At 60.6% G+C, this 19,080-nt stretch carries 18 protein-coding genes; 8 read left to right on the forward strand and 10 right to left on the reverse strand.

The window, feature by feature from the left end; genetic code table 11:
- Nucleotides 1-93: 93 nt before the first annotated feature.
- From M2396_RS17045 to M2396_RS17065, 5 genes are all read right to left on the reverse strand, one after another.
- Complete coding sequence (locus M2396_RS17045; RefSeq protein ID WP_101321803.1) at nt 94-795, reverse strand: ABC transporter ATP-binding protein; 702 nt, start codon at nt 793-795, stop codon at nt 94-96.
- Nucleotides 795-1,562, reverse strand: a complete 768-nt coding sequence (gene livG / locus M2396_RS17050) for a high-affinity branched-chain amino acid ABC transporter ATP-binding protein LivG (protein WP_259076194.1) — start codon at nt 1,560-1,562, stop codon at nt 795-797. Before livG ends, M2396_RS17045 begins: the two co-directional genes overlap by 1 nt.
- Entirely contained in the window at nt 1,559-2,815 is a 1,257-nt protein-coding gene (locus M2396_RS17055; protein WP_101321801.1) for a high-affinity branched-chain amino acid ABC transporter permease LivM, read from the reverse strand. Before M2396_RS17055 ends, livG begins: the two co-directional genes overlap by 4 nt.
- On the reverse strand, nt 2,812-3,735 hold the full coding sequence (livH, locus tag M2396_RS17060; protein ID WP_101321800.1) for a high-affinity branched-chain amino acid ABC transporter permease LivH: 924 nt from the start codon (nt 3,733-3,735) through the stop codon (nt 2,812-2,814). Before livH ends, M2396_RS17055 begins: the two co-directional genes overlap by 4 nt.
- Before the next feature lie 224 nt (nt 3,736-3,959).
- A complete protein-coding gene (locus M2396_RS17065) occupies nt 3,960-5,075 on the reverse strand; it encodes a branched-chain amino acid ABC transporter substrate-binding protein (protein WP_150571553.1) in 1,116 nt (371 codons plus the stop codon).
- A 356-nt stretch (nt 5,076-5,431) separates the two neighbouring features.
- On the opposite strand from M2396_RS17065, the gene M2396_RS17070 reads away from it, so the two are divergent.
- Both M2396_RS17070 and M2396_RS17075 read left to right on the forward strand, forming a co-directional pair.
- On the forward strand, nt 5,432-5,743 hold the full coding sequence (locus M2396_RS17070) for a DUF2288 domain-containing protein (RefSeq protein ID WP_101321797.1): 312 nt from the start codon (nt 5,432-5,434) through the stop codon (nt 5,741-5,743).
- A gap of 222 nt (nt 5,744-5,965) precedes the next feature.
- Nucleotides 5,966-6,853 (forward strand): NAD(P)-dependent oxidoreductase, encoded by an 888-nt coding sequence (locus tag M2396_RS17075; RefSeq protein ID WP_259076198.1) that lies wholly within the window; start codon nt 5,966-5,968, stop codon nt 6,851-6,853.
- Here the strand turns inward: M2396_RS17075 and M2396_RS17080 are convergent.
- Both M2396_RS17080 and rapA read right to left on the reverse strand, forming a co-directional pair.
- Nucleotides 6,753-9,017 (reverse strand): bifunctional diguanylate cyclase/phosphodiesterase, encoded by a 2,265-nt coding sequence (locus M2396_RS17080; RefSeq protein WP_259076201.1) that lies wholly within the window; start codon nt 9,015-9,017, stop codon nt 6,753-6,755. The genes M2396_RS17075 and M2396_RS17080 overlap by 101 nt on opposite strands.
- Nucleotides 9,018-9,216: 199 nt before the next feature.
- Nucleotides 9,217-12,063 (reverse strand): RNA polymerase-associated protein RapA, encoded by a 2,847-nt coding sequence (gene rapA / locus M2396_RS17085; protein WP_101321794.1) that lies wholly within the window; start codon nt 12,061-12,063, stop codon nt 9,217-9,219.
- Between the two features lie 122 nt (nt 12,064-12,185).
- On the opposite strand from rapA, the gene M2396_RS17090 reads away from it, so the two are divergent.
- From M2396_RS17090 to ccoM, 4 genes are all read left to right on the forward strand, one after another.
- On the forward strand, nt 12,186-12,881 hold the full coding sequence (locus M2396_RS17090; protein ID WP_259076204.1) for a M949_RS01915 family surface polysaccharide biosynthesis protein: 696 nt from the start codon (nt 12,186-12,188) through the stop codon (nt 12,879-12,881).
- Between the two features lie 89 nt (nt 12,882-12,970).
- Nucleotides 12,971-13,297: an aspartate-semialdehyde dehydrogenase gene (locus tag M2396_RS17095; RefSeq protein ID WP_101321792.1), complete on the forward strand. Its 327-nt coding sequence runs from the start codon at nt 12,971-12,973 to the stop codon at nt 13,295-13,297.
- Nucleotides 13,298-13,357: 60 nt separating this feature from the next.
- Nucleotides 13,358-13,519 (forward strand): hypothetical protein, encoded by a 162-nt coding sequence (locus M2396_RS17100; protein ID WP_188035409.1) that lies wholly within the window; start codon nt 13,358-13,360, stop codon nt 13,517-13,519.
- A gap of 136 nt (nt 13,520-13,655) precedes the next feature.
- On the forward strand, nt 13,656-13,772 hold the full coding sequence (gene ccoM / locus M2396_RS24195; RefSeq protein WP_275967712.1) for a cytochrome c oxidase subunit CcoM: 117 nt from the start codon (nt 13,656-13,658) through the stop codon (nt 13,770-13,772).
- A gap of 89 nt (nt 13,773-13,861) precedes the next feature.
- On the opposite strand, the gene M2396_RS17105 is transcribed toward ccoM, so the two are convergent.
- A complete protein-coding gene (locus tag M2396_RS17105) occupies nt 13,862-15,079 on the reverse strand; it encodes an ATP-binding protein (protein WP_188035410.1) in 1,218 nt (405 codons plus the stop codon).
- A 185-nt stretch (nt 15,080-15,264) separates the two neighbouring features.
- Between M2396_RS17105 and M2396_RS17110 the strand changes: the two genes are divergently transcribed.
- Complete coding sequence (locus M2396_RS17110) at nt 15,265-15,585, forward strand: DUF2025 family protein (RefSeq protein ID WP_101321790.1); 321 nt, start codon at nt 15,265-15,267, stop codon at nt 15,583-15,585.
- 12 nt (nt 15,586-15,597) lie between these two features.
- On the opposite strand, the gene M2396_RS17115 is transcribed toward M2396_RS17110, so the two are convergent.
- Nucleotides 15,598-16,674: a diguanylate cyclase gene (locus M2396_RS17115; RefSeq protein ID WP_150573607.1), complete on the reverse strand. Its 1,077-nt coding sequence runs from the start codon at nt 16,672-16,674 to the stop codon at nt 15,598-15,600.
- A gap of 125 nt (nt 16,675-16,799) precedes the next feature.
- Here M2396_RS17115 and M2396_RS17120 point away from each other — a divergent pair, with 125 nt between their 5' ends.
- Nucleotides 16,800-17,894, forward strand: a complete 1,095-nt coding sequence (locus M2396_RS17120; RefSeq protein WP_188035411.1) for an MBL fold metallo-hydrolase — start codon at nt 16,800-16,802, stop codon at nt 17,892-17,894.
- Nucleotides 17,895-17,897: 3 nt separating this feature from the next.
- Here the strand turns inward: M2396_RS17120 and M2396_RS17125 are convergent, their stop codons facing one another.
- Nucleotides 17,898-18,791: a formate/nitrite transporter family protein gene (locus tag M2396_RS17125; RefSeq protein ID WP_101321787.1), complete on the reverse strand. Its 894-nt coding sequence runs from the start codon at nt 18,789-18,791 to the stop codon at nt 17,898-17,900.
- Nucleotides 18,792-19,080: the final 289 nt, after the last annotated feature.

A 19,080-nucleotide genomic window follows, 5' to 3' on the forward strand; every position in this document is an offset into this window, starting at 1 on the left:
TGAAGTGCGCACGTTACCGAGCAGTACCCGGGATCACAAGGGGTGGTGAAACGATTGGGGCCGCAAGGCGGCCCCAATGGATTACACGAAGGATCAACCGCCGAGGTAAGCGTCTCGCACCTTCGGGTCACTCAACAATGCTTCGCCAGTGCCCTGCATGACCACGTGACCGTTCTCCAATACATAGGCACGGTCAGCGATCTTGAGTGCCTGGTTGGCGTTTTGCTCGACCAGGAATACCGTCACACCATCACGGCGCAGTTGTTCGATGATATCGAAGATCTGCTGGATGATGATCGGCGCCAGCCCCAGCGACGGTTCGTCGAGCAGCAGCAACTTGGGCTTGCTCATCAGCGCACGACCAATCGCCAGCATCTGCTGTTCGCCACCGGACATGGTGCCGCCACGCTGTGAGTAGCGCTCTTTCAAGCGCGGAAACAGCTGCAGGACCTTGTCCAGTTGTTCCTGGTAATCGCCCTTGTCGGTGAAGAAACCGCCCATGGCCAGGTTCTCTTCGACAGTCAGACGGGCAAACACGCGGCGTCCTTCGGGGACCACGGCGATGCTTTTGCGCATGATGTGCGAAGACGGCTGGCCGACCAGCTCTTCCCCAAGGTATTTGATGCTGCCGCTGTGCGCCTGCGGCGAGCCGCACAGGGTCATCAGCAAGGTCGACTTGCCGGCACCGTTGGCGCCGATCAAGGTGACGATCTCGCCCTGGTTGATCTCGACATTGACGCCATGCAGCGCCTGGATCTTGCCGTAGAAAGTGGAAACGTTTTCGAACTTGAGCATTACGCTTCCCCCAGATAGGCCTTGATCACATCAGGATTGTCACGGATCTGCTCCGGGGTACCATCGGCCAGGGGCGAGCCCTGGTTGATCACGACGATATGGTCGGAGATGCTCATCACCAGTTTCATGTCGTGCTCGATCAGCAGCACAGTCACGTTGTGGGATTCGCGCAGGTAGCCGATCAATGCCTTGAGGTCTTCGGTTTCCTTGGGGTTCAAGCCGGCGGCAGGTTCGTCGAGCATGATGATCCGCGGTTGGGTCATCATGCAGCGGGCGATCTCCAGGCGGCGCTGCTGGCCGTAAGCGAGGGTGCCGGCAGTGCGGTTGGCGAACTCGGTCAGGTTGACCTTGTCCAGCCAGTACTGCGCGCGCTCCATGGCTTCGTGTTCGCTGCGGCGAAAGCTCGGGGTCTTGAACAGGCCGGCAAAGAAGTTGGTGTTCAAGTGCCGGTGCTGGGCGATCAGGAGGTTTTCCAGCGCGGTCATCTCTTTGAACAGACGCACGTTCTGGAAGGTCCGCACCACACCCTTGCGGGCGATCTGATGGCCGGCCAGGCCCTGAATCGGCTGGCCGTCGAGCAGAATGGTGCCGCCACTTGGCTTGTAGAAGCCGGTCAGGCAGTTGAACACCGTGGTCTTGCCGGCGCCGTTCGGGCCGATCAGCGCCACCACTTGTTTTTCCTTGACGGTCAGGGCCACGCCGTTGACCGCCAACAAGCCGCCGAAGCGCATGCTCAGGCCGCTGACTTGCAGAATTTCGCGGCTCATCGACGCAGCTCCATATGTGGTCGTTGCATAGGCAGCAAGCCCTGCGGACGCCAGATCATCATCAACACCATCAGCGCACCGAACATCAACATGCGGTACTCGCTGAATTCACGCATCAGCTCCGGCAGCAGGATCATCACGATGGCCGCGAGAATCACGCCCAACTGCGAACCCATACCGCCCAGCACAACGATGGCGAGGATGATTGCCGACTCGATGAAGGTGAACGACTCCGGTGTCACCAGCCCTTGCCGTGCGGCGAAGAAGCTGCCGGCAAAACCGGCGAAGCAGGCGCCCAGAGTAAATGCCGAGAGCTTGATCACGGTGGGGTTGAGGCCCAACGCACGGCAGGCGATCTCGTCTTCACGCAGTGCCTCCCACGCCCGCCCGATTGGCATGCGCAGCAGCCGGTTGATCACGAACAAGGCCAGCAAGGCCAGCAACAACGCTACCAGGTAGAGGAAGATGACCTTGTTGATCGAGTTGTACTCGATGCCGAAGTACTCGTGGAAGGTTTGCATGCCTTCAGCCGCGCGACGCTCGAACGACAGCCCGAAGAAGGTTGGCTTGGGGATGTTGCTGATGCCGTTGGGGCCGCCGGTGAGGTCGGTCAGGTTACGCAGGAACAGCCGAATGATCTCACCGAAACCGAGGGTCACGATCGCCAGATAGTCACCGCGCAAGCGCAATACCGGGAAGCCCAGCAAGAAGCCGAAGGTGGCTGCCATCAAGCCGGCAATCGGCAGGCAGATCCAGAAGCTCAGCCCATAGTAGTGCGACAGCATGGCGTAACTGTAGGCACCCACTGCGTAAAAGCCGACATAACCCAGGTCGAGCAGGCCGGCCAGGCCGACGACGATGTTCAGCCCCAGACCGAGCATCACGTAGATCAGGATCAACGTAGCAATGTCGACCGCGCCGCGCGAGCCGAAGAACGGCCAGACCAATGCCACCACGATCAGGCCGAGGATGATCCAGCGCTGGGTCTTGGGCAAGGTCAGGAAGTTGCTCACCGCTGGCGAGATCAACTTGCGGTCCGAGCCACGGGCAGTCACTGCGCTCCACTGCTTGTCGAACAACACCCGCAGGAACATCAACACCGAACACACCGCAATCACGGTGATGGTGAACGGCCCCTGGCTATGCACGATCAGGTTGATGCCGTCGATGCTCAGCTTCAGGCCAAGTACCGGGAAGGCCACGGCCCAGACCAGCAGGGCGCTGAAAAACGCTTGTTTGATATTCTTGTTCATACTTTCTCAACCTCCGGACGGCCCAGAATGCCGGTCGGCCGGAACAACAGCACCAGAACCAACAGCCCGAACGCCACGACGTCCTTGTACTGGTCACCGAAGATATCGGCGCCAAAGGCTTCGGCCACACCCAGCACCAGGCCACCGAGCATGGCGCCCGGAATACTGCCGATGCCGCCCAGGACTGCCGCGGTGAAGGCTTTCAAGCCCACCAGGAAGCCGGCGTTGGGGTTGATCACCCCGTATTGCATGCTCAGCAACACGGCTGCCACTGCCGCCAGTGCGGCGCCAATGACGAAGGTCAGGGCAATGATGTTGTTGGTGTTGATACCGAGCAGGTTGGCCATCTTGATGTCCTCGGCACAGGCGCGGCAGGCGCGGCCCAGGCGGGAACGGGAGATGAACAGGGTCAACAGGGTCATGGCCACCAGGGTGACGACGAACACCAGTACCTGCATGTAGGAAATCAGCACTTCCTCTGCGCCGCCCGGGCCGAAGGAGAAGCTCCCAGGGATCAGGTTGGGGATCGACTTGTCCTTGGAATCCTGTGACAGCAGCACAGTGTTCTGCAGGAAGATCGACATGCCGATGGCAGAGATCAGCGGGATCAGACGGTTACTGTTGCGCAACGGGCGGTAGGCAACGCGCTCGATGCTGTAGCCATAGGCACTGGTTACGCAGATCGTGGCGATAAAGGCCACGGTCATCAGTATCGGCAGGGAATGGATGCCCATCATGGCCAGCCCGGCGAGTGCAATGAATGCCACGTAGGACCCGATCATGTACACCTCGCCGTGGGCGAAGTTGATCATGCCAATGATGCCGTACACCATCGTGTAACCGATGGCGATCAAGGCATAGGTGCTGCCGATGGTCAATCCATTAACCAGTTGTTGGAAGAAATGGTAGATCTCAGGCATTACAGCGCTCCTAAAAACCTGATTGCATTCGCTGGCGGGGGGTAACCCGGCGCGCCTCGTGGTCTGTGCGACGATGGCAGGGCTCGGCCAGTGAACCGCGGGTGACGGTTTTAAGATTTTCAGGTGAGGCGGCTGCCGGATCACGGCAATCGTTCTCATGAACCTCGTAAAACAAAGCCCACTGCTCGCACAGTGGGCTTTTCGGTCAGCTATTGATCACGCAGTTACTGCGGGGAGACTTCGGTCTTCGGCTTGCCGAAGTGCCATTCGTAAACCACGAACTTGAAGTCTTTCAGGTCGCCCTTGGCGTCATACGACAGGTCGCCGGTCGGGGTCTTGAAGGTGCCAGCGTGGATCGCTGCAGCCACTTTGTCGGCGTCTTCGGACTTGGCCGCAACGATACCGTCAGCGATCAACTGCACAGCGGAGTAGGCCGGGAACACGAATGGGCCGCTTGGGTCCTTGCCGTCAGCCTTGATGGCATCGGCAATGGCCTTGTTCGCAGGGTCAGCGTCGAAGGACTTCGGCAGGGTCACCAGCAGGCCTTCCGAAGCGCCTTGGGCGATCTGCGAGATGGAGTCGTTGCCGACACCTTCCGGGCCCATGAACTTGGCTTTCAGGCCTTTTTCTTGCGCCTGGCGCAGGATCAGGCCCAGTTCTGGGTGGTAGCCGCCGTAGTAAACGAAGTCGACGTTGTTCTGCTTGAGCTTCTGGATGATCGAGGAGAAGTCCTTGTCACCCGCGTTCAGGCCTTCGAACACGGCAACTTTGGTGCCTTTGCTTTCCAGGGTCTGTTTGACCGCGGTAGCGATGCCTTCACCGTATTGCTGCTTGTCGTGCAGTACTGCAACGACCTTAGGCTTGACGTGGTCGGCGATGTAGTTGCCAGCAGCCGGGCCTTGCGCGCTGTCCAGGCCGATGGTGCGGAAGATCATCTTGTAGCCACGGGCGGTGATTTCCGGGCTGGTGGCAGCCGGGGTGATCATGATCACGCCTTCGTCTTCGTAGATGTCGGATGCAGGCTGGGTGGAGCTGGAGCACAGGTGACCGATTACGTACTTGACGCCATCGTTGACCACTTTGTTGGCTACGGCCACTGCTTGTTTAGGGTCGCAAGCGTCGTCATATTCCTTGGCCTCAAGCATCTTGCCATCGACGCCGCCCTTGGCGTTGATGTCCTTGATAGCTTGCTTGGCGCCGATGAACTGCATGTCGCCGTACTGGGTGACGGGACCGGTTTTCGGGCCGGCGATACCGATCTTGATGGTATCGGCAGCAAACGAATGGCTGGCTACGCCGGCCAGTACCATTGCAGCGAACAGCTTGGAAATCTTGATCATAGTGCTCCACTCATTCTGTTGTAATTCTTATAGTCCTGGCGGTCAGGGCTACAGACCGGGCGGGATGTGCAATGGCCACGCCATATGCACGCCCACCTTCCCCCGGAACATGTCCCGGAACTGTACCGGTACAGTGTAGAGCGCTGGCTCGACGCTTGAAAAGCCATCAAAAAGCGTCTGTTTCGCGGGGTGTCGCGTGATCGACATAAACATACAGAATAGCGCCATCAAATAGCCTCTATTCAGCGATGCATCCCCCATACTCGGGAGCCGTCGAGCAAATTACATATTTGCAACCGGGTTTTTCTGCAAAAATAGCGGCCTTTGAGTTGGCCGATTCTTGCTGGTAGGAACCCATGACTGATCAAACAAGCACCCTCTATGCCAAATTGCTTGGTGAGACTGCAATCATTGAGTGGAAGGCGCTGGAGCGTTTCTGGGCAAAGGGTGACCTGATTTGGGTCGACCCCGATCTGGACCTGATTACCGTTGCTGCGGCGATGGCCGAAAACCAAGGTGAAATGTTCGCCAAATGGCGGGCGGATGGCACTGTCGGCCCGGTATCGGCAGAGCAGGCGCTAGACATGCAGGCCCGTGATCCGCAAATCTGGGCTGTGGTGGTTTCGCCATTCGTGCTCATGCAGACAAAGCCCGCTACAAATCAGTGAGCTTTTTTGGTGCGTAGAAACAGGCAGGCGGCTGCTTATGGTGCGCGTTGACGTGCACGTAAGGTAGAAGTAAGTAACACCGCGAGCCTCGTTCGGCACAGCGGTAACAGTTTACGGAATGCGTAATAAAGGTGCAGGGCGCTCGCCACTGCGCTCAAGTCGAGGCCAGGGTGGCACTGTCACTTGCTGGTTGCTGTTGCACACACCGTTGATGGAGTTGCTATGAGTACTGCATTGCCTGCGTTGGGTTTCGCTGGGATTGGCTTGATGGGCCTGCCGATGTGCCGTCGCCTGTTGGCTGCCGGTTATCCATTGACGGTATGGAACCGCAGCCCGCACAAGTGCGCCGAGTTGGTCGCTGCCGGCGCCCGGCTGGCGGCGAGCCCTGCAGAGCTGAGCCAGTACAGCGATATGGTGCTGTTGTGCCTGGCGGACACCAGCGTGGTCCGCGAGGTGGTGTTTGGTGAACAGGGGGTGGCCGCAGGCGGTCGGCACGGGCAGTTGTTGGTCGACCTGTCCAGCCTTGAGCCCAGTGCGACGCGGGCAATGGCAGCCGAGCTGGCAGCGCGTTGTGGCATGGCCTGGCTGGATGCGCCAGTGTCTGGCGGCACAGCCGGGGCTACCGCCGGTAGCCTGGCGATCATGGTTGGCGGCGCAGCGCAGGATCTGGCCCGGGCACGGCCGGTGCTGATGCAGCTCGGTCAGCGCGTGACTCACATGGGCGCGGTAGGCGCGGGCCAGGTCACCAAAGCCTGCAACCAGATGATCGTTGCCTGCAATGCCTTGGTGATTGCCGAAGTGGTCGCCCTCGCCGAGCGCTCCGGCGTCGATGCCAGTTTGATCGCCGAAGCGCTGGCCGGTGGCTTTGCCGATTCCAAGCCGCTGCAGATACTTGCGCCGCAGATGGCAGCGAGCGAGTTCGAACCGGTCAAGTGGCATGTACGCACGCTGCTCAAGGACCTCGATGGCGCCGTCAAACTGTCCCACGAGCAGGGCTCGGCCGCACCGATCAGTGGCCTCGCCGCGCAACTGATGCGCTTGCACGGTAGCCAGGGCTGCCTGGAAAAAGATCCGGCAACTCTGGTTGAGCTGTATCGGCATCTGCCGTGAGCGCCGGTTGCTGGCGGTCGAGGCGCTCCAGTACCGGGTACAGTTCGGTCAACGGCACCGGTCGGCTGAGCAGGTAGCCTTGCAGGTAATCACAGCTATGGCTGACCAGAAACTGCTGCTGCTCCACGGTTTCGACGCCTTCGGTGACTACCTGCAGGTGCAGGGTGTGGGCCATCATGATGATTGCCTGGACGATCTCACGGTCTTTCTGGCTGACCGGGACTTCCTGGATAAATGAACGATCGATCTTCAGTACGTCCAGCGGCAGGCGTTTGAGGTAAGCCAGCGACGAATAGCCAGTGCCGAAGTCATCGATCGACAGCGCCACGCCTTGCCCGCGAATCCGCTTGAGCAGGTTGATGACCTGCTGAATGTCGCCCATCAGGGCGTTTTCGGTGACCTCCAGTTCCAGTTGTCGCGGCGCCAGGCCAGCCTGGAACAAGGCCTGTTCGACGTCATCTGGGAGCTCTTCGCGGGCCAGGGTCAGCGCCGAGCAATTGACCGTGACCTTGAGGCTGGCGTAACCATGCTGATTGAGCCGGGCAAGGTCGGCGCAGGCGCGGCGCAGCACCCACAGATCCAGCTCGGCGATCAGCCCGTTGGCTTCGGCGATGCTGATGAAGCGGTCGGGCCCGAGCAGACCGTGCTGCGGGTGTTGCCAGCGCACCAGCGCTTCCAGTTTGGCAACTTGACCGCTGCGTACGTCGAAAATCGGTTGGTAGTGCACGCACAGGCCGCGTTCTTCGAGCAAGGCAACCCGCAGTTCTTCCTCCAACTGCAGTTCCAGGGTCGCGCGAACACGCAGACTGCTATTGAAGAAGTTGAGGTTGTTGCGTCCGCAGCCTTTGGACTGATAAAGCGCCAGGTCGGCGTTTTTCAGCAATTCTTCGGCATTGCGGCCGTCGTCCGGATAGATGCTGATGCCGATGCTGGTGGTCATGACCATACGCCGTCCGCCCAGGTCGATCGGCTCTTTCATCCGCTGCATGATCCGCTGCGCCAGGTGACGGGCCTCGTCGCGGCTGTGCAGGCTGGTGACGATGCAGAATTCGTCGCCGCCAAACCGCGCCACCAGATCCTGGCTGCGGGTTGCGGCTTTGATGTGGTCGGCGATGACCTTGAGCAGATCATCGCCGGCGGCGTGGCCGAGGCTGTCGTTGATCCGCTTGAAGTGGTCGATGTCGAGGAACATCACCGCCAGCATGCCTTCATTTGCGGCGTGCTCGGCGAGACGTTCGGCAAACACCTGGTTGAAACCGCGGCGGTTGATCAGGTTGGTCAGTGCATCGTAGTGCGCGGCCTGCTGCAGCGACACCCGGGCCTGGTCAAGCTGGCTGAGCAGCACACTGACCCGGCGCAGGTCGTGCTCCTTGCTTTGCAGTTTTTTGTCGGCAAGCGCCGCACTGATGCTGCTGGCGCTGATCAGCAGGGTGATGCAGGCAACGGTCAGGCCCAACTGCAGGCTGTTGTCAGTGGATGGCGGGCTCAGCGCAGCGTCTGCCGGGATCACCAGGGTCATGGCCGCCATGCCGGTAAAATGGGTAGCCACGATACCGCCGGCCATCAGCAGGCTGGCGCCGTACTTCATGGCCAGATGCAGGGTGCCGCTGCCGTTGCGAAAGTAACGCGCCATGACCAGCGCCAGCAGGCTGGCGACAATGGCAATCAGTAACGAGGCCAGCAGCAGGCTGGTCTGGTAGTACTGCACGGCGCTGGTTTTCATTGCCGCCATGCCGATGTAGTGCATCAAGGTCACACCGAGGCCGATGAATGTGGCTGCTTGCAGGTAATGACGCGGGCTCATCACATGGCGCTCAAGGCTGTGCATGGCGAACCACGAGGCGAGTAGGGCAAGCAGCAACGACAACCCTGTCAGCGCGGCGTCATAGTGGGTTTCCAGCGGCGCGTGAAAGGCCAGCATGCTGATGAAATGCAAGGCCCAGATACCGCCTGCCAGGCAGCATGCGCCGAGGATCCGCCATTGCCGGCGAGCATTGTCGTTCTCGCTGTGGCATTGGCGCTCAGCCATGTCCAGGGTGGCAAACGCCGCAGCGCTGACGACGATATAGGCCAGAATGATCAGCAATGGCTCATGACGGCAGTCGATAACGATCTGTCCGGTTGCCGGTAGCTCGGCGAACAATTGCAGTCCCAGCCACTCCATCGCGCCTCTCCGTGGTGCCCTGCATCCGTCCCCGAAGGAGACTCATGAACACGCAGTATAGGAAAAGGTAGTTAAGCCTTCCTGATTAATGGCAATTTGGTTGCTACGATTTGGTTATCAGGCTGATAGCGGGCGGAAATAAAAAAGGGCGCCGTAAGGCGCCCTGGTTTTTACTGCTTGGCAGTCGTGCCTAGACTACTCAGCCCGCGACCAGCACCCGAATCGCTTCCAGACGCAAAGCCGCCTTGTCGAGCATGGCCAAGCCCTGCTCACGCTGTGCACGCAGCGCATCGATTTCGCTGTCACGTACCGTCGGGTTGACGGCCTTGAGTGCGGTCAGACGTGCCAACTCCTCATCCGCTTCGGCAGCCAGGCGACGCTGCGCCTCGGCCACGCGCTCGACGTGCACTGGCTCGATCTTGGCTTCGGCACCACTGATGCGCTGGGCCAATACATCGCGCTGCGCCTGGATGAACTTGTTGGCGCTGGCCCGCGGCACGCTTTCGAGCTGCTCGTTGAGCGTCTCGAAGGCCACCCGTGCGGCCAGGTCGTTGCCGTTGGCATCGAGCAAACAGCGCAGGGCAGCGGTCGGCAGGTACCGGCCAAGTTGCAGGCTGCGAGGCGCGACCACTTCACTTACGTAGAGCAGTTCGAGCAGGACGGTGCCTGGCTTGAGCGCCTTGTTCTTGATCAACGCTACGGCGGTGTTGCCCATCGACCCGGACAGCACCAGGTCCATGCCACCCTGTACCATTGGGTGTTCCCAGGTCAGGAATTGCATGTCTTCGCGCGACAATGCCTGGGCCCGGTCGTAGGTGATGGTCACGCCTTCGTCGTCACCCAAAGGGAAGCTGGCGTCGAGCATCTTTTCGCTCGGCTTGAGGATCAGGGCGTTTTCCGAATGGTCCTCGCTGTCGATACCAAAGGCATCGAACAGGGTTTCCATATAAATAGGCAGGGCGAACTGGTCGTCCTGCTCCAAGATCGCCTCGACCAGTGCCTGACCTTCGCCAGCACCGCCGGAGTTGAGCTCGAGCAAGCGGTCGCGGCCGCTGTGCAGTTCGGACTCGAGGCGCTCGCGGTCAGCGCGGGCTTCGTCCACCAGGGTGTTCCAGGCGCTGGCTTCGCCATCGCCGAGCAGCGAAAGCAAGCGCGAACCGTGGCGATGTTGCAGGGCGTTGCCGGTCGGGCAAGTGGCGAGGAACGCATTCAGTGCCAGGTGGTACCACTGGAACAGGCGCTCTTGCGGGCTGTCCTGCAGGTACGGGATATGCAGCTCGATGGTGTGCTTCTGGCCGATCCGGTCAAGACGGCCAATGCGCTGCTCGAGCAGGTCGGGGTGGGCTGGCAGGTCGAACATCACCAGGTGATGAGCGAACTGGAAGTTGCGGCCCTCACTGCCGATTTCCGAGCAGATCAGTACTTGAGCGCCGAACTCTTCATCGGCGAAGTAGGCTGCCGCGCGATCCCGTTCGAGGATGCTCATTCCTTCATGGAATACCGTGGTCGGGATACCGGAGCGCACGCGCAGGGCGTCTTCCAGGTCCATCGCGGTTTCGGCGTGGGCGCAGATCACCAGGACCTTGGTGCGCTTGAGCATTTTCAGCGTGTCGATCAGCCAGTCGACCCGTGGGTCGAAGCGCCACCAGCGTTGCTCGTCATCGCCTGGGCCCTGGGCCTGGAAGGCCACTTCCGGATACAGCTCGGCGCGCTCGCCAGCCGGCAGTGCGCTGTACTGCTCAGGGTTAGGCAGCGGGTAGGGATGCAGATGACGCTCGGGGAAGCCTTGCACGGCAGCACGGGTGTTACGGAACAGCACGCGGCCGGTACCGTGGCGATCGAGCAGCTCGCGGATCAAGCGTGCGCTGGCTTCGCTGTCGCCATCGTTGACCGCAGTCAACAAGGCTTCGCCTTCGGCACCGAGGAAACCGTGGATAGTGGCGTGGGCCTTGGGCGACAGGCGGCCTTGTTCGAGCAGCTCCTGCACTGCTTCGGCGACCGGGCGGTAGTTCTCGCTCTCGGCGCGGAAGGCTGCCAGGTCGTGGAAGCGATGCGGGTCGAGCAGACGCAGGCGCGCGAAGTGGCTGTCCTGGCCAAGTTGCTCGGGGGTCGCGGTCAGCAGCAGCACGCCAGGGATGACCTCGGCAAGTTGCTCGACCAGGGAATATTCCGCGCTGGCGTTTTCTTCGTGCCAGACCAGGTGATGCGCTTCATCGACCACCATCAGGTCCCAGCCGGCGGCGAACAGCGCGTCCTGAGCCTTCTCGTCTTCGACCAGCCACTCCAGCGCGACCAACGCCAGCTGGGCGTCTTCGAACGGGTTGCTGGCATCGCTTTCAATGAAACGTTCGGCGTCGAACAGCGCTACCTGCAGGTTGAAGCGCCGGCGCATCTCTACCAGCCACTGGTGCTGGAGATTTTCTGGAACGAGGATCAGCACCCGGTTGGCGCGGCCGGTGAGCAGTTGGCGGTGAATCACCAGGCCTGCTTCGATGGTCTTGCCCAGGCCTACTTCATCGGCCAGCAGAACGCGCGGGGCGATCCGGTCAGCGACCTCACGGGCGATATGCAGCTGGTGCGCGATCGGTTGCGCGCGGCAGCCGCCCAGCCCCCACAGGCTCGACAGCATCTGTTTGCTGTTGTGCTGCAGGGTGTTGTAACGCAGCGAGAACCACGCCAGCTGGTCGATCTGCCCGGCGAACAGGCGGTCGCTGGCCAGGCGGAACTGGATGAAGTTGGACAGCTGGGTTTCCGGCAGGGTGCGCGGCTGGTTCTGTGCGTCGAGGCCGTGGTAGACCATCAAGCCGTCGACGTCATCGACCTCGCGCACGGTCAGCTTCCAGCCTTCGAAATGAGTGATCTGGTCGCCCGGCGAGAAGCGCACGCGGGTCAGCGGCGCATTGCGCAGGGAATATTGACGGGTGTCGCCAGTGGCCGGGTACAGCACGGTCAGCAAGCGGCCATCCTGTGCCAGGATGGTACCCAGGCCGAGCTCGGCTTCGCTGTCGCTGATCCAGCGTTGCCCCGGTTGATACTGCTGCGCCATACTGCCTGAACTCCCGCCGATGAAAAGCCGGCTATGTTAACGGATAGACCGGGCAGACCAAAGAGTTAACAGACTAGCCGTTTCATCGACGCCCACCCGCAGCGACGAGGATACCCAGCCCAATGCCTGCCAAGTACCGTTGGTTGACCGCTTCCGTGGGCCTGGGCAGCTTGCTGCTGATGGCCGGTTGCGAGCAGAACAATTTCCAGTCCTTGGCGCCGATCGCCGCCGAGCAGCTCGAGGTGCTGGGTGTGCGTACACCGATCAAGAGCGTGCATTTTCGCGACCGCGACGGCGAGGGGCTGTTGGTGCTGAGCCGTACCGATGGCCAGGCCAGTGACCCCGAGAGCGAGCAGGAAGTCGACAAGGTGGTGCTCAAAGCCACCCTGTACGGGCGCACTGCCGGCAGCGAAGCGTTCAAGCCGCGCTGGCAGATCGAGCAAGAGACCACCTGCCCGGGGCTGGACCTGGATGTCGACTTCTATACCGATGTCAGTGACGTCAGCGATCTGAATGGCGACGGTGTCGCCGAAGTGACAGTGGCCAGCCACGCATTCTGCGGCGGTGGTATTGACCCGCACGACATTGCAATCGAACTGCGTGAAGGTGCTTCGGTCTACAGCATCACCGGTCAGTCCTTGATCAGCCCGGCAGGAGAGCAACCTATCGGCGGTGAGCGGGTTGATAGCGCTTCACTGAAGAATACCGCGCAGGTCCTGCGTGATCATCTGGCTGCGGTGTGGCAGAAGGTCTACAAACGGCCGTGGAGCGAAGTCAGCCCCGAGCCGGGTGATGCAGATGACGATCTACCCGATTAAGCAAGCCTGGCTGGCGGCGCACGCTTCCCGTAGTGAGGCACTCAAGGCCGGTTCACACCGGCCGATACAGTAGTGACAGGAGAACCTCAATGCTGCCGCCGATCATTCCACTCAGTGCCATGCCCGTGACCACCCAGCACGACCCGGTCAAACAGACACCGGACATCCGCCCGGTTGTCCCTGCGCAGCCAGCTCCCGACGACAGCTCGATCAACCTCAAGCAGCAGCGCGACCCCAACGAGCAGGCCTTGCTCCTGCGTGAAGAGCAGCGCCGCCAGCATCAGCGCCGCCACGATGAGGATGACGAGCGTTACGAGGCACTCGCCGGAGAGGAACTCAACGCCGACAACACCGTGCCTGTAGCGCCACTGGGCGAACGTCCGCGCCAGGGTTTGCTGGTCGATATCGAAGTCTGACTGGCCAACATCGACGCCTGGCGGCATCATGCACTTATCTGCTGACAGCCGGGCCCGCCCATGAGTGAAGACAACCTGATCGACTTCGGCGCCGAGCGCGCCAAACGTATCCATGACCTCAAGGACAAGCGCCTCGATGAAATGCGCCAGGCCTTCGAGCAAGCCATGCCGCTGACGGCTGGTAAAAAGAAAAAGCCCAAGAACAAACCCAAAAAGCGCTGAAACTTGACGCAGGTCAACCCTGCGCCCGCCTCCAGTGCCCGGTCCCGGGCACTATTGACACCGGTCAATTTCCTCCCTGCTCCTATTCGCTACCTTACATCCATCGGACGACGGCAGATAAACAGGGAGCGCCGACATGTTCTTCGACAATGTGGTTATCGCAGGTGTTGTGACGGTCGGACTGATGCTGGTCTTCTTCGCCGGTCTGGGCATTTTCATCTGGAAGGATTCGCACAAGCGCAAACAGCGCTGATCCTTCCCGATTCATGAGCACGCAAGGCATTTAGGGCGACTTCGGTCGCCCATTTTTTTGTCTGGATTTTCTTGCTGGCGCAGCGCGGCTTACTGTTCCGGCAACAGTGCTTGAACAGCCGTCTCAGGCCGATCAACGGCCAGGTGAAAGCTGAACACAGTTCCGCCCGCAAGGCTTGATGCCACTTGCATGTGCCCGCCGTGGGCGAGGGCGATCTGGTTGGCAATGTACAGGCCGAGGCCCAGCCCTTGTTGATGGGCTGTGGCGCGTGTTCGGGTAAAGGGCTGAAACAGCTGAGCGAGGGTCTGCGCGGGGATCGGCTCGCCCAGGTTATGTACGCTCAGCAGGAAGTGGCCTTCATGAATATTTGCACCGACCGTCACCACACCCTGCGGGTCACCATGCACCAAGGCGTTGGCGATCAGGTTGGATAACAACTGGGCAATCCGCTCAGGGTCACAATACAAGCCGCCGATCTCACCAAGTTGCAGCTGCAATCGGCGCTGTGGGTGGACGCGTTGCAGTTCCGAGGCTACGTGCCGCAGTACCTCAGCCAGGTCATGGCACGGCTGCTGCGCAAGGGCGATACCGCTGCCCAGGCGGCCGCGGGCGAAGTCCAGCACATCACGCACAAGATTGCTCGCCCGTTGACCGCAGGTGAGGATGTGCTTGGCCAGTGCCTGGTGTTTTTGCTCGGTCAGGCGCTGCACCAGCAGCTCTGCGCCGGCGGTGATGGCGAACAGCGGGTTGCGCAGGTCGTGGCCCAGCACGGCAATGAACTGCTCGCGCACCTCTGCCATCGCTCGCTCCTGCTGCAGGGCGTGTTCGGTACGCTGCGCCTGTTCTTCATGTTCTATCTGCACCGACAGCAGGCGGGCAAAGCCCTCGACCATTGGCTGTACTGCGCTGTTTTTCAGCGCAAACGGCTCGGGATCAAGCGCGCAGATGGTGCCGAAGAAACTGCCGTCCTGCCGGTACACCGGCACAGAGATGTAACTCTCGAACTTGTATTGCTTGGGGGTGGGGTGCTGGCAGTAGAGCTGGTCTTCACTGGCCTTGTCGATCACGATCGCCTGATGTGAGCTGCGGATTACATTGCAAAAGGTAGTGGCGATGTCCAGCTCGCCGCCTACATCCATGCCGAATCCGAGGCCGTCCAGCACCGCACAGGCGGTCCAGCTGTGCTCGGTGACCCGCGCCACTGCAGCAAAGCGCATACCGGTGCTCTGGCAGATAACCTGAAGAATCGCCGGCACGGCACTGATGCGACCAATGGTGGCGATGTCGGAACTTACCGCGTTGTTCATGCAGGGTTCCACGGCCCCTTGGGCCACATCAATGATTTGCCGGGTATTCTAGCGGGCTTGCCAGGAGCAGATCAAAAAGCTTGGCGAAGCGCTGGCCAGTTGCGCTAGGCTGAAAGCTGCGCGTGGCCCGCCAGAGGCCGCCGCAGGCTTTGCGTGCGTCACTCTCTTAACTAGCGAGGTACGCCATGGCCATTACTTCTCAAGACATCTGCAGCGCCGCCGACCAGCTCAATGGCTTTGTCGGTTATCACGCCAAGCGCGGCAGTCATATCGTGCGCTTTTCCGAAGATGCGTTTGGCATGGATGTAGCGGACGACAGCATTACACCGTGTAGCGAATTCGTCTGGCGTGCCGAGTCCGGGCAGCGCATGGCGTTGTGCCGTGAGCGCCTGGCCCTGCTGCTCGGCCAGCATGTGGACGACCGCCTGAATATCGCCGAGCCGTTGCGCATCTATCTGCAGCGCAGCGATCTGCCGGAGATCGTTGCCGAGCGCCGTCTGCGTTGAATGTGGCCCCCCTCAGTCTGGGTATGCCAGCCTGAGCGGGGCAGCAGGCCCATGATTGAAGCTGACCTGGTCGCGGCCCTGATGTTTGGCGGCATAGAGTGCTTTGTCGGCGTGTTCCAGCCAGTGCTCCGGCGACTTCAAAAGCTCATCATAGGCTGCCAGACCAATGCTCAGACTGATCCGTAACATGGGTAGTTGCGGGTTGCGGTAGGCATTGACCCGCTCACGCAGCGCTTCCATCGCCAGCCCAGCCCGGGCTTGGTCAGCCCCTGGGAATATCACGCAGAACTCGTCGCCACCGTAGCGCCCGGCCTGATCATCCGGGCCAAGGCTGCGCTGCAGTTCCTGGCTCAAGTGGCGCAGCACGCAGTCGCCGACGACGTGACCATAAGTGTCATTGATGGCCTTGAAATGGTCGATGTCGATCAGGGCGATCATTGCCGGCAGGCGCTGTTGGCGGCTGATCTGGAACTTGAGCAGGAGCAGGTCCTTCCATGAACCGTGATTGAGCAAACCAGTCAGGCTGTCGGTACGGCTCAGTGCGCTGAGCTGACGTTTATGGTCGGCCAGGTTGATCGCCAGGCGATAACACACCCATCCAAGTGCTACGGGATACAGGGCCAGCATTGGCAGGCATGCCCAGACCTGCAGGGCGCTGGTCTGCAACTGCAGGCCGCTGCCCAGCATCGCGCTGGCGAGCAGCATCCCGGCCAATTGCCCGAGCAGCCCGCGCGCCAGCAGGGATTTGCCGCCGGCGGCAACATTGTTCATGGTCATCATCGACAGGATGGTCACCGTGGGCAGAGGATTGAAGTGCATGGCCGCCACCCAGAAGCCGCCCATCAGTGAGTCCAGCAGCAGGTTACGTTGTTCGGCGCGGTAGGGCGCAGTGGAATGCTTGGCCCATAGATAAGCAACGTGTGGCCACAGCAAGCCATTAACCAGCATCAACGCCCAGATCCAGCCGGGAGGATGCAGCGGTGCCATGGCGGCCATCACGCTGAACAGGCCGATGCCCATGCCGAGAATCCTGGGCAGGTAGATGCGCCTGACGAATGAGAGTCCCTTGCCGCTTCTGTTGTCGATCATGATCGTGGTTCTTCCGTGGGGCGCCGTTTATCGCATAAATCGGGTGAATATTGTTCAACAGACTCACCTCAGCGAAAAATGACCTTACAAGCCATTTCACGGTTGATCCAACGCTGTGGGGTAATATGAAGGCCTTGTTTCTCTACGGAGTGCTCCTGTTCATGCTGCCCACGGACTCCCCTGCCGGTGAACCGGCGCGTTATCAGGATGGGCGCTTTCACAACCAGGCGGCCCTGCCACAGGACGGCATGCTGAAAAAACTGCGCATTGGTCTCAAATACCTGTTCTTGCGCAAACCACCGCAAACGCGGCCAGCGACGGCTATTACCTTGCAGCCGATGAGCCGGCAGCAGTTGCTTGATTCGCCAGACCACAGTCTGTGGCGGCTGGGGCACTCGACGATACTGCTCAAGCTGCGTGGGCGCTTTTTCCTCACCGACCCGGTGTTTGCCGAGCGCGCCTCGCCGGTGCAGTGGGCCGGGCCGCAGCGCTTTCACCCTTCGCCGTTGGCGACCAACGAGATTCCGCCGTTGGCAGCCGTGATCCTGTCCCATGATCACTTCGATCACCTCGACGAGCATGCCATTCGCCAGTTGGCGCCGCGCACGGATGTTTTCCTGGTGCCGCTAGGAGTTGGTGACCGCCTGATCGGGTGGGGAGTGCCAGCTGGCAAGGTGCGCCAACTCGATTGGTGGCAGGAGGCGGAGGTGGCGGGCGTGCGCTTTGCCGCCACACCTGCGCAGCACTTCTCCGGGCGCGGTCTGTTCGACAGCAATCAGACGTTGTGGGCGTCCTGGGTGATCATCGATGACGGGCTGCGGCTGTTTTTCAGTGGCGATACCGGTTACTTCGATGGCTTTCGTCAGATAGGCGAGCGCTACGGTCCGTTCGACCTCACGCTGATTGAAACCGGCGCCTACAACCTGGCCTGGCCCAGCGTGCACATGCAGCCCGAGCAAAGCTTGCAAGCACACCTGGATCTGCGTGGGCGTTGGATGCTGCCTATCCACAATGGCACCTTTGATTTGTCTACCCATACCTGGCAGGAGCCGTTCGAACGTATTCTCGCGCTGGCCGGCGCTGCTCACGTCAAGCTGAGCACGCCGCAGATGGGCGAGCGTGTCAGCCTCGACTCACCCCACCCCGGGCAGAACTGGTGGCAACCGCGCCCCCTGCGTCAGCAGGGCAGGGCGCAACCCAGTTCAGTTGTCTCGCGTTAGCTATTAAAGACGCGGCTCTTGGCGATCGTTATTTTGGTTGGCTTCCTTTAATAGCTTGGACGGTGGCTTGCCGCTGTCGCTGCGCACCTGGGCGTGGCTGATCAAGGCAAAGATGAAGCTGCCACCGATGATGTTGCCGGCCAAGGTAGGCAGGGCAAACTCGAACACAAAAGCCTGCCAGGTTTCATCGCCAGCCCAGACCAGGTAGGAAACCTCAACCGAGCCCACCACGATATGGGTGAAGTCGCCGAGGGCCATCATGTAGGTGATCAGCAGGATGATCCAGATCTTGGCGTTCTCCATTGCCGGGATCATCCAGACCATGGTTGCGATCATCCAGCCCGATATGATGCCTTTGGCAAACATCTGGCTGATGTCGTTTTGCATGACCTTGCGGCCTATCTCCAGGAATGCCACGTCTGCCTTGCTGTCGAAAATCGGCAGCTCGAGCATGACCCAGGACACCAGCAGCGTGCCGGCCATATTGCCCAGCAGCACCACGCTCCATAAACGCAACAAGCGGCCGAGGTTGCCCAGGGTCGGGGTAGTCATCACTGGCAGCACGGCAGTCAGCGTGTTTTCGGTAAACAACTGCTGGCGCGCCAGGATCACAGCGAGAAACCCGGCGCAGTAGCCAAGGCTGGCGATGACCTGTGCACTATCACCCTCTGGCAGGCGGGCATAGAACAAGCCCATAGCCATCAACGACAGGCCCATGCTCAGGCCGGCGGCAAGTGCCGACCACCACAGCGCGGCGAGGGTTCGCTCCAGCTCCTGGTCGCCTTGGGCGCGGATGATCTCGTGCAGCACCGCGGCCCGGGGCGGTTGGTTATGGCTGATTTCCTGTTCTTCATCCGCCGACAGGCCAGGGGTTTTGTCGCTGTGCGCATCGCTCATTACCGCTGTGCTCCTCAGGGTGTTTCTCTACAGATCAATTGCGCTGCCGTTTAGTTGCCGGGAAGGCCGTTATCAGCGCGAAAGTTTTTTCAGATCAAGGTGTTGACTCCAAATTCAGATCGCGTATTATTCGCCACCTCGCAGCGAGGCAGTCGCAGCGAGGCAAGTGTTAAACGCTTAAGGTTGTTAGTAGCAAAAAGGCAGTTGACAGCAGGTTGTAACGCTGTAGAATTCGCCTCCCGCTACGAGAGATCGCAAGCGAGTCAAGTGTTTGAAGTTGAACGAGTTT

The sequence above is a fragment of the Pseudomonas sp. BIGb0278 genome, assembly GCF_024809895.1.
GTDB classification, from domain to species: Bacteria; Pseudomonadota; Gammaproteobacteria; order Pseudomonadales; family Pseudomonadaceae; genus Aquipseudomonas; species Aquipseudomonas shirazensis.

Excerpts from the sequence above, each read along its gene's own strand:
- M2396_RS17125 (WP_101321787.1), bottom strand. The coding sequence starts at position 18,791 with ATGAGCGATGCGCACAGCGACAAAACCCCTGGCCTGTCGGCGGATGAA.
- M2396_RS17110 (WP_101321790.1), top strand. The coding sequence starts at position 15,265 with ATGGCCATTACTTCTCAAGACATCTGCAGCGCCGCCGACCAGCTCAAT.
- M2396_RS17080 (WP_259076201.1), bottom strand. The coding sequence starts at position 9,017 with ATGGAGTGGCTGGGACTGCAATTGTTCGCCGAGCTACCGGCAACCGGA.
- livG (WP_259076194.1), bottom strand. The coding sequence starts at position 1,562 with ATGAGCCGCGAAATTCTGCAAGTCAGCGGCCTGAGCATGCGCTTCGGC.
- rapA (WP_101321794.1), bottom strand. The coding sequence starts at position 12,063 with ATGGCGCAGCAGTATCAACCGGGGCAACGCTGGATCAGCGACAGCGAA.
- M2396_RS17105 (WP_188035410.1), bottom strand. The coding sequence starts at position 15,079 with ATGAACAACGCGGTAAGTTCCGACATCGCCACCATTGGTCGCATCAGT.
- M2396_RS17045 (WP_101321803.1), bottom strand. The coding sequence starts at position 795 with ATGCTCAAGTTCGAAAACGTTTCCACTTTCTACGGCAAGATCCAGGCG.
- M2396_RS17095 (WP_101321792.1), top strand. The coding sequence starts at position 12,971 with ATGCTGCCGCCGATCATTCCACTCAGTGCCATGCCCGTGACCACCCAG.
- M2396_RS17120 (WP_188035411.1), top strand. The coding sequence starts at position 16,800 with ATGAAGGCCTTGTTTCTCTACGGAGTGCTCCTGTTCATGCTGCCCACG.
- M2396_RS17100 (WP_188035409.1), top strand. The coding sequence starts at position 13,358 with ATGAGTGAAGACAACCTGATCGACTTCGGCGCCGAGCGCGCCAAACGT.
- M2396_RS17075 (WP_259076198.1), top strand. The coding sequence starts at position 5,966 with ATGAGTACTGCATTGCCTGCGTTGGGTTTCGCTGGGATTGGCTTGATG.
- ccoM (WP_275967712.1), top strand. The coding sequence starts at position 13,656 with ATGTTCTTCGACAATGTGGTTATCGCAGGTGTTGTGACGGTCGGACTG.
- M2396_RS17065 (WP_150571553.1), bottom strand. The coding sequence starts at position 5,075 with ATGATCAAGATTTCCAAGCTGTTCGCTGCAATGGTACTGGCCGGCGTA.
- M2396_RS17090 (WP_259076204.1), top strand. The coding sequence starts at position 12,186 with ATGCCTGCCAAGTACCGTTGGTTGACCGCTTCCGTGGGCCTGGGCAGC.
- M2396_RS17115 (WP_150573607.1), bottom strand. The coding sequence starts at position 16,674 with ATGATCGACAACAGAAGCGGCAAGGGACTCTCATTCGTCAGGCGCATC.
- M2396_RS17055 (WP_101321801.1), bottom strand. The coding sequence starts at position 2,815 with ATGAACAAGAATATCAAACAAGCGTTTTTCAGCGCCCTGCTGGTCTGG.
- livH (WP_101321800.1), bottom strand. The coding sequence starts at position 3,735 with ATGCCTGAGATCTACCATTTCTTCCAACAACTGGTTAATGGATTGACC.
- M2396_RS17070 (WP_101321797.1), top strand. The coding sequence starts at position 5,432 with ATGACTGATCAAACAAGCACCCTCTATGCCAAATTGCTTGGTGAGACT.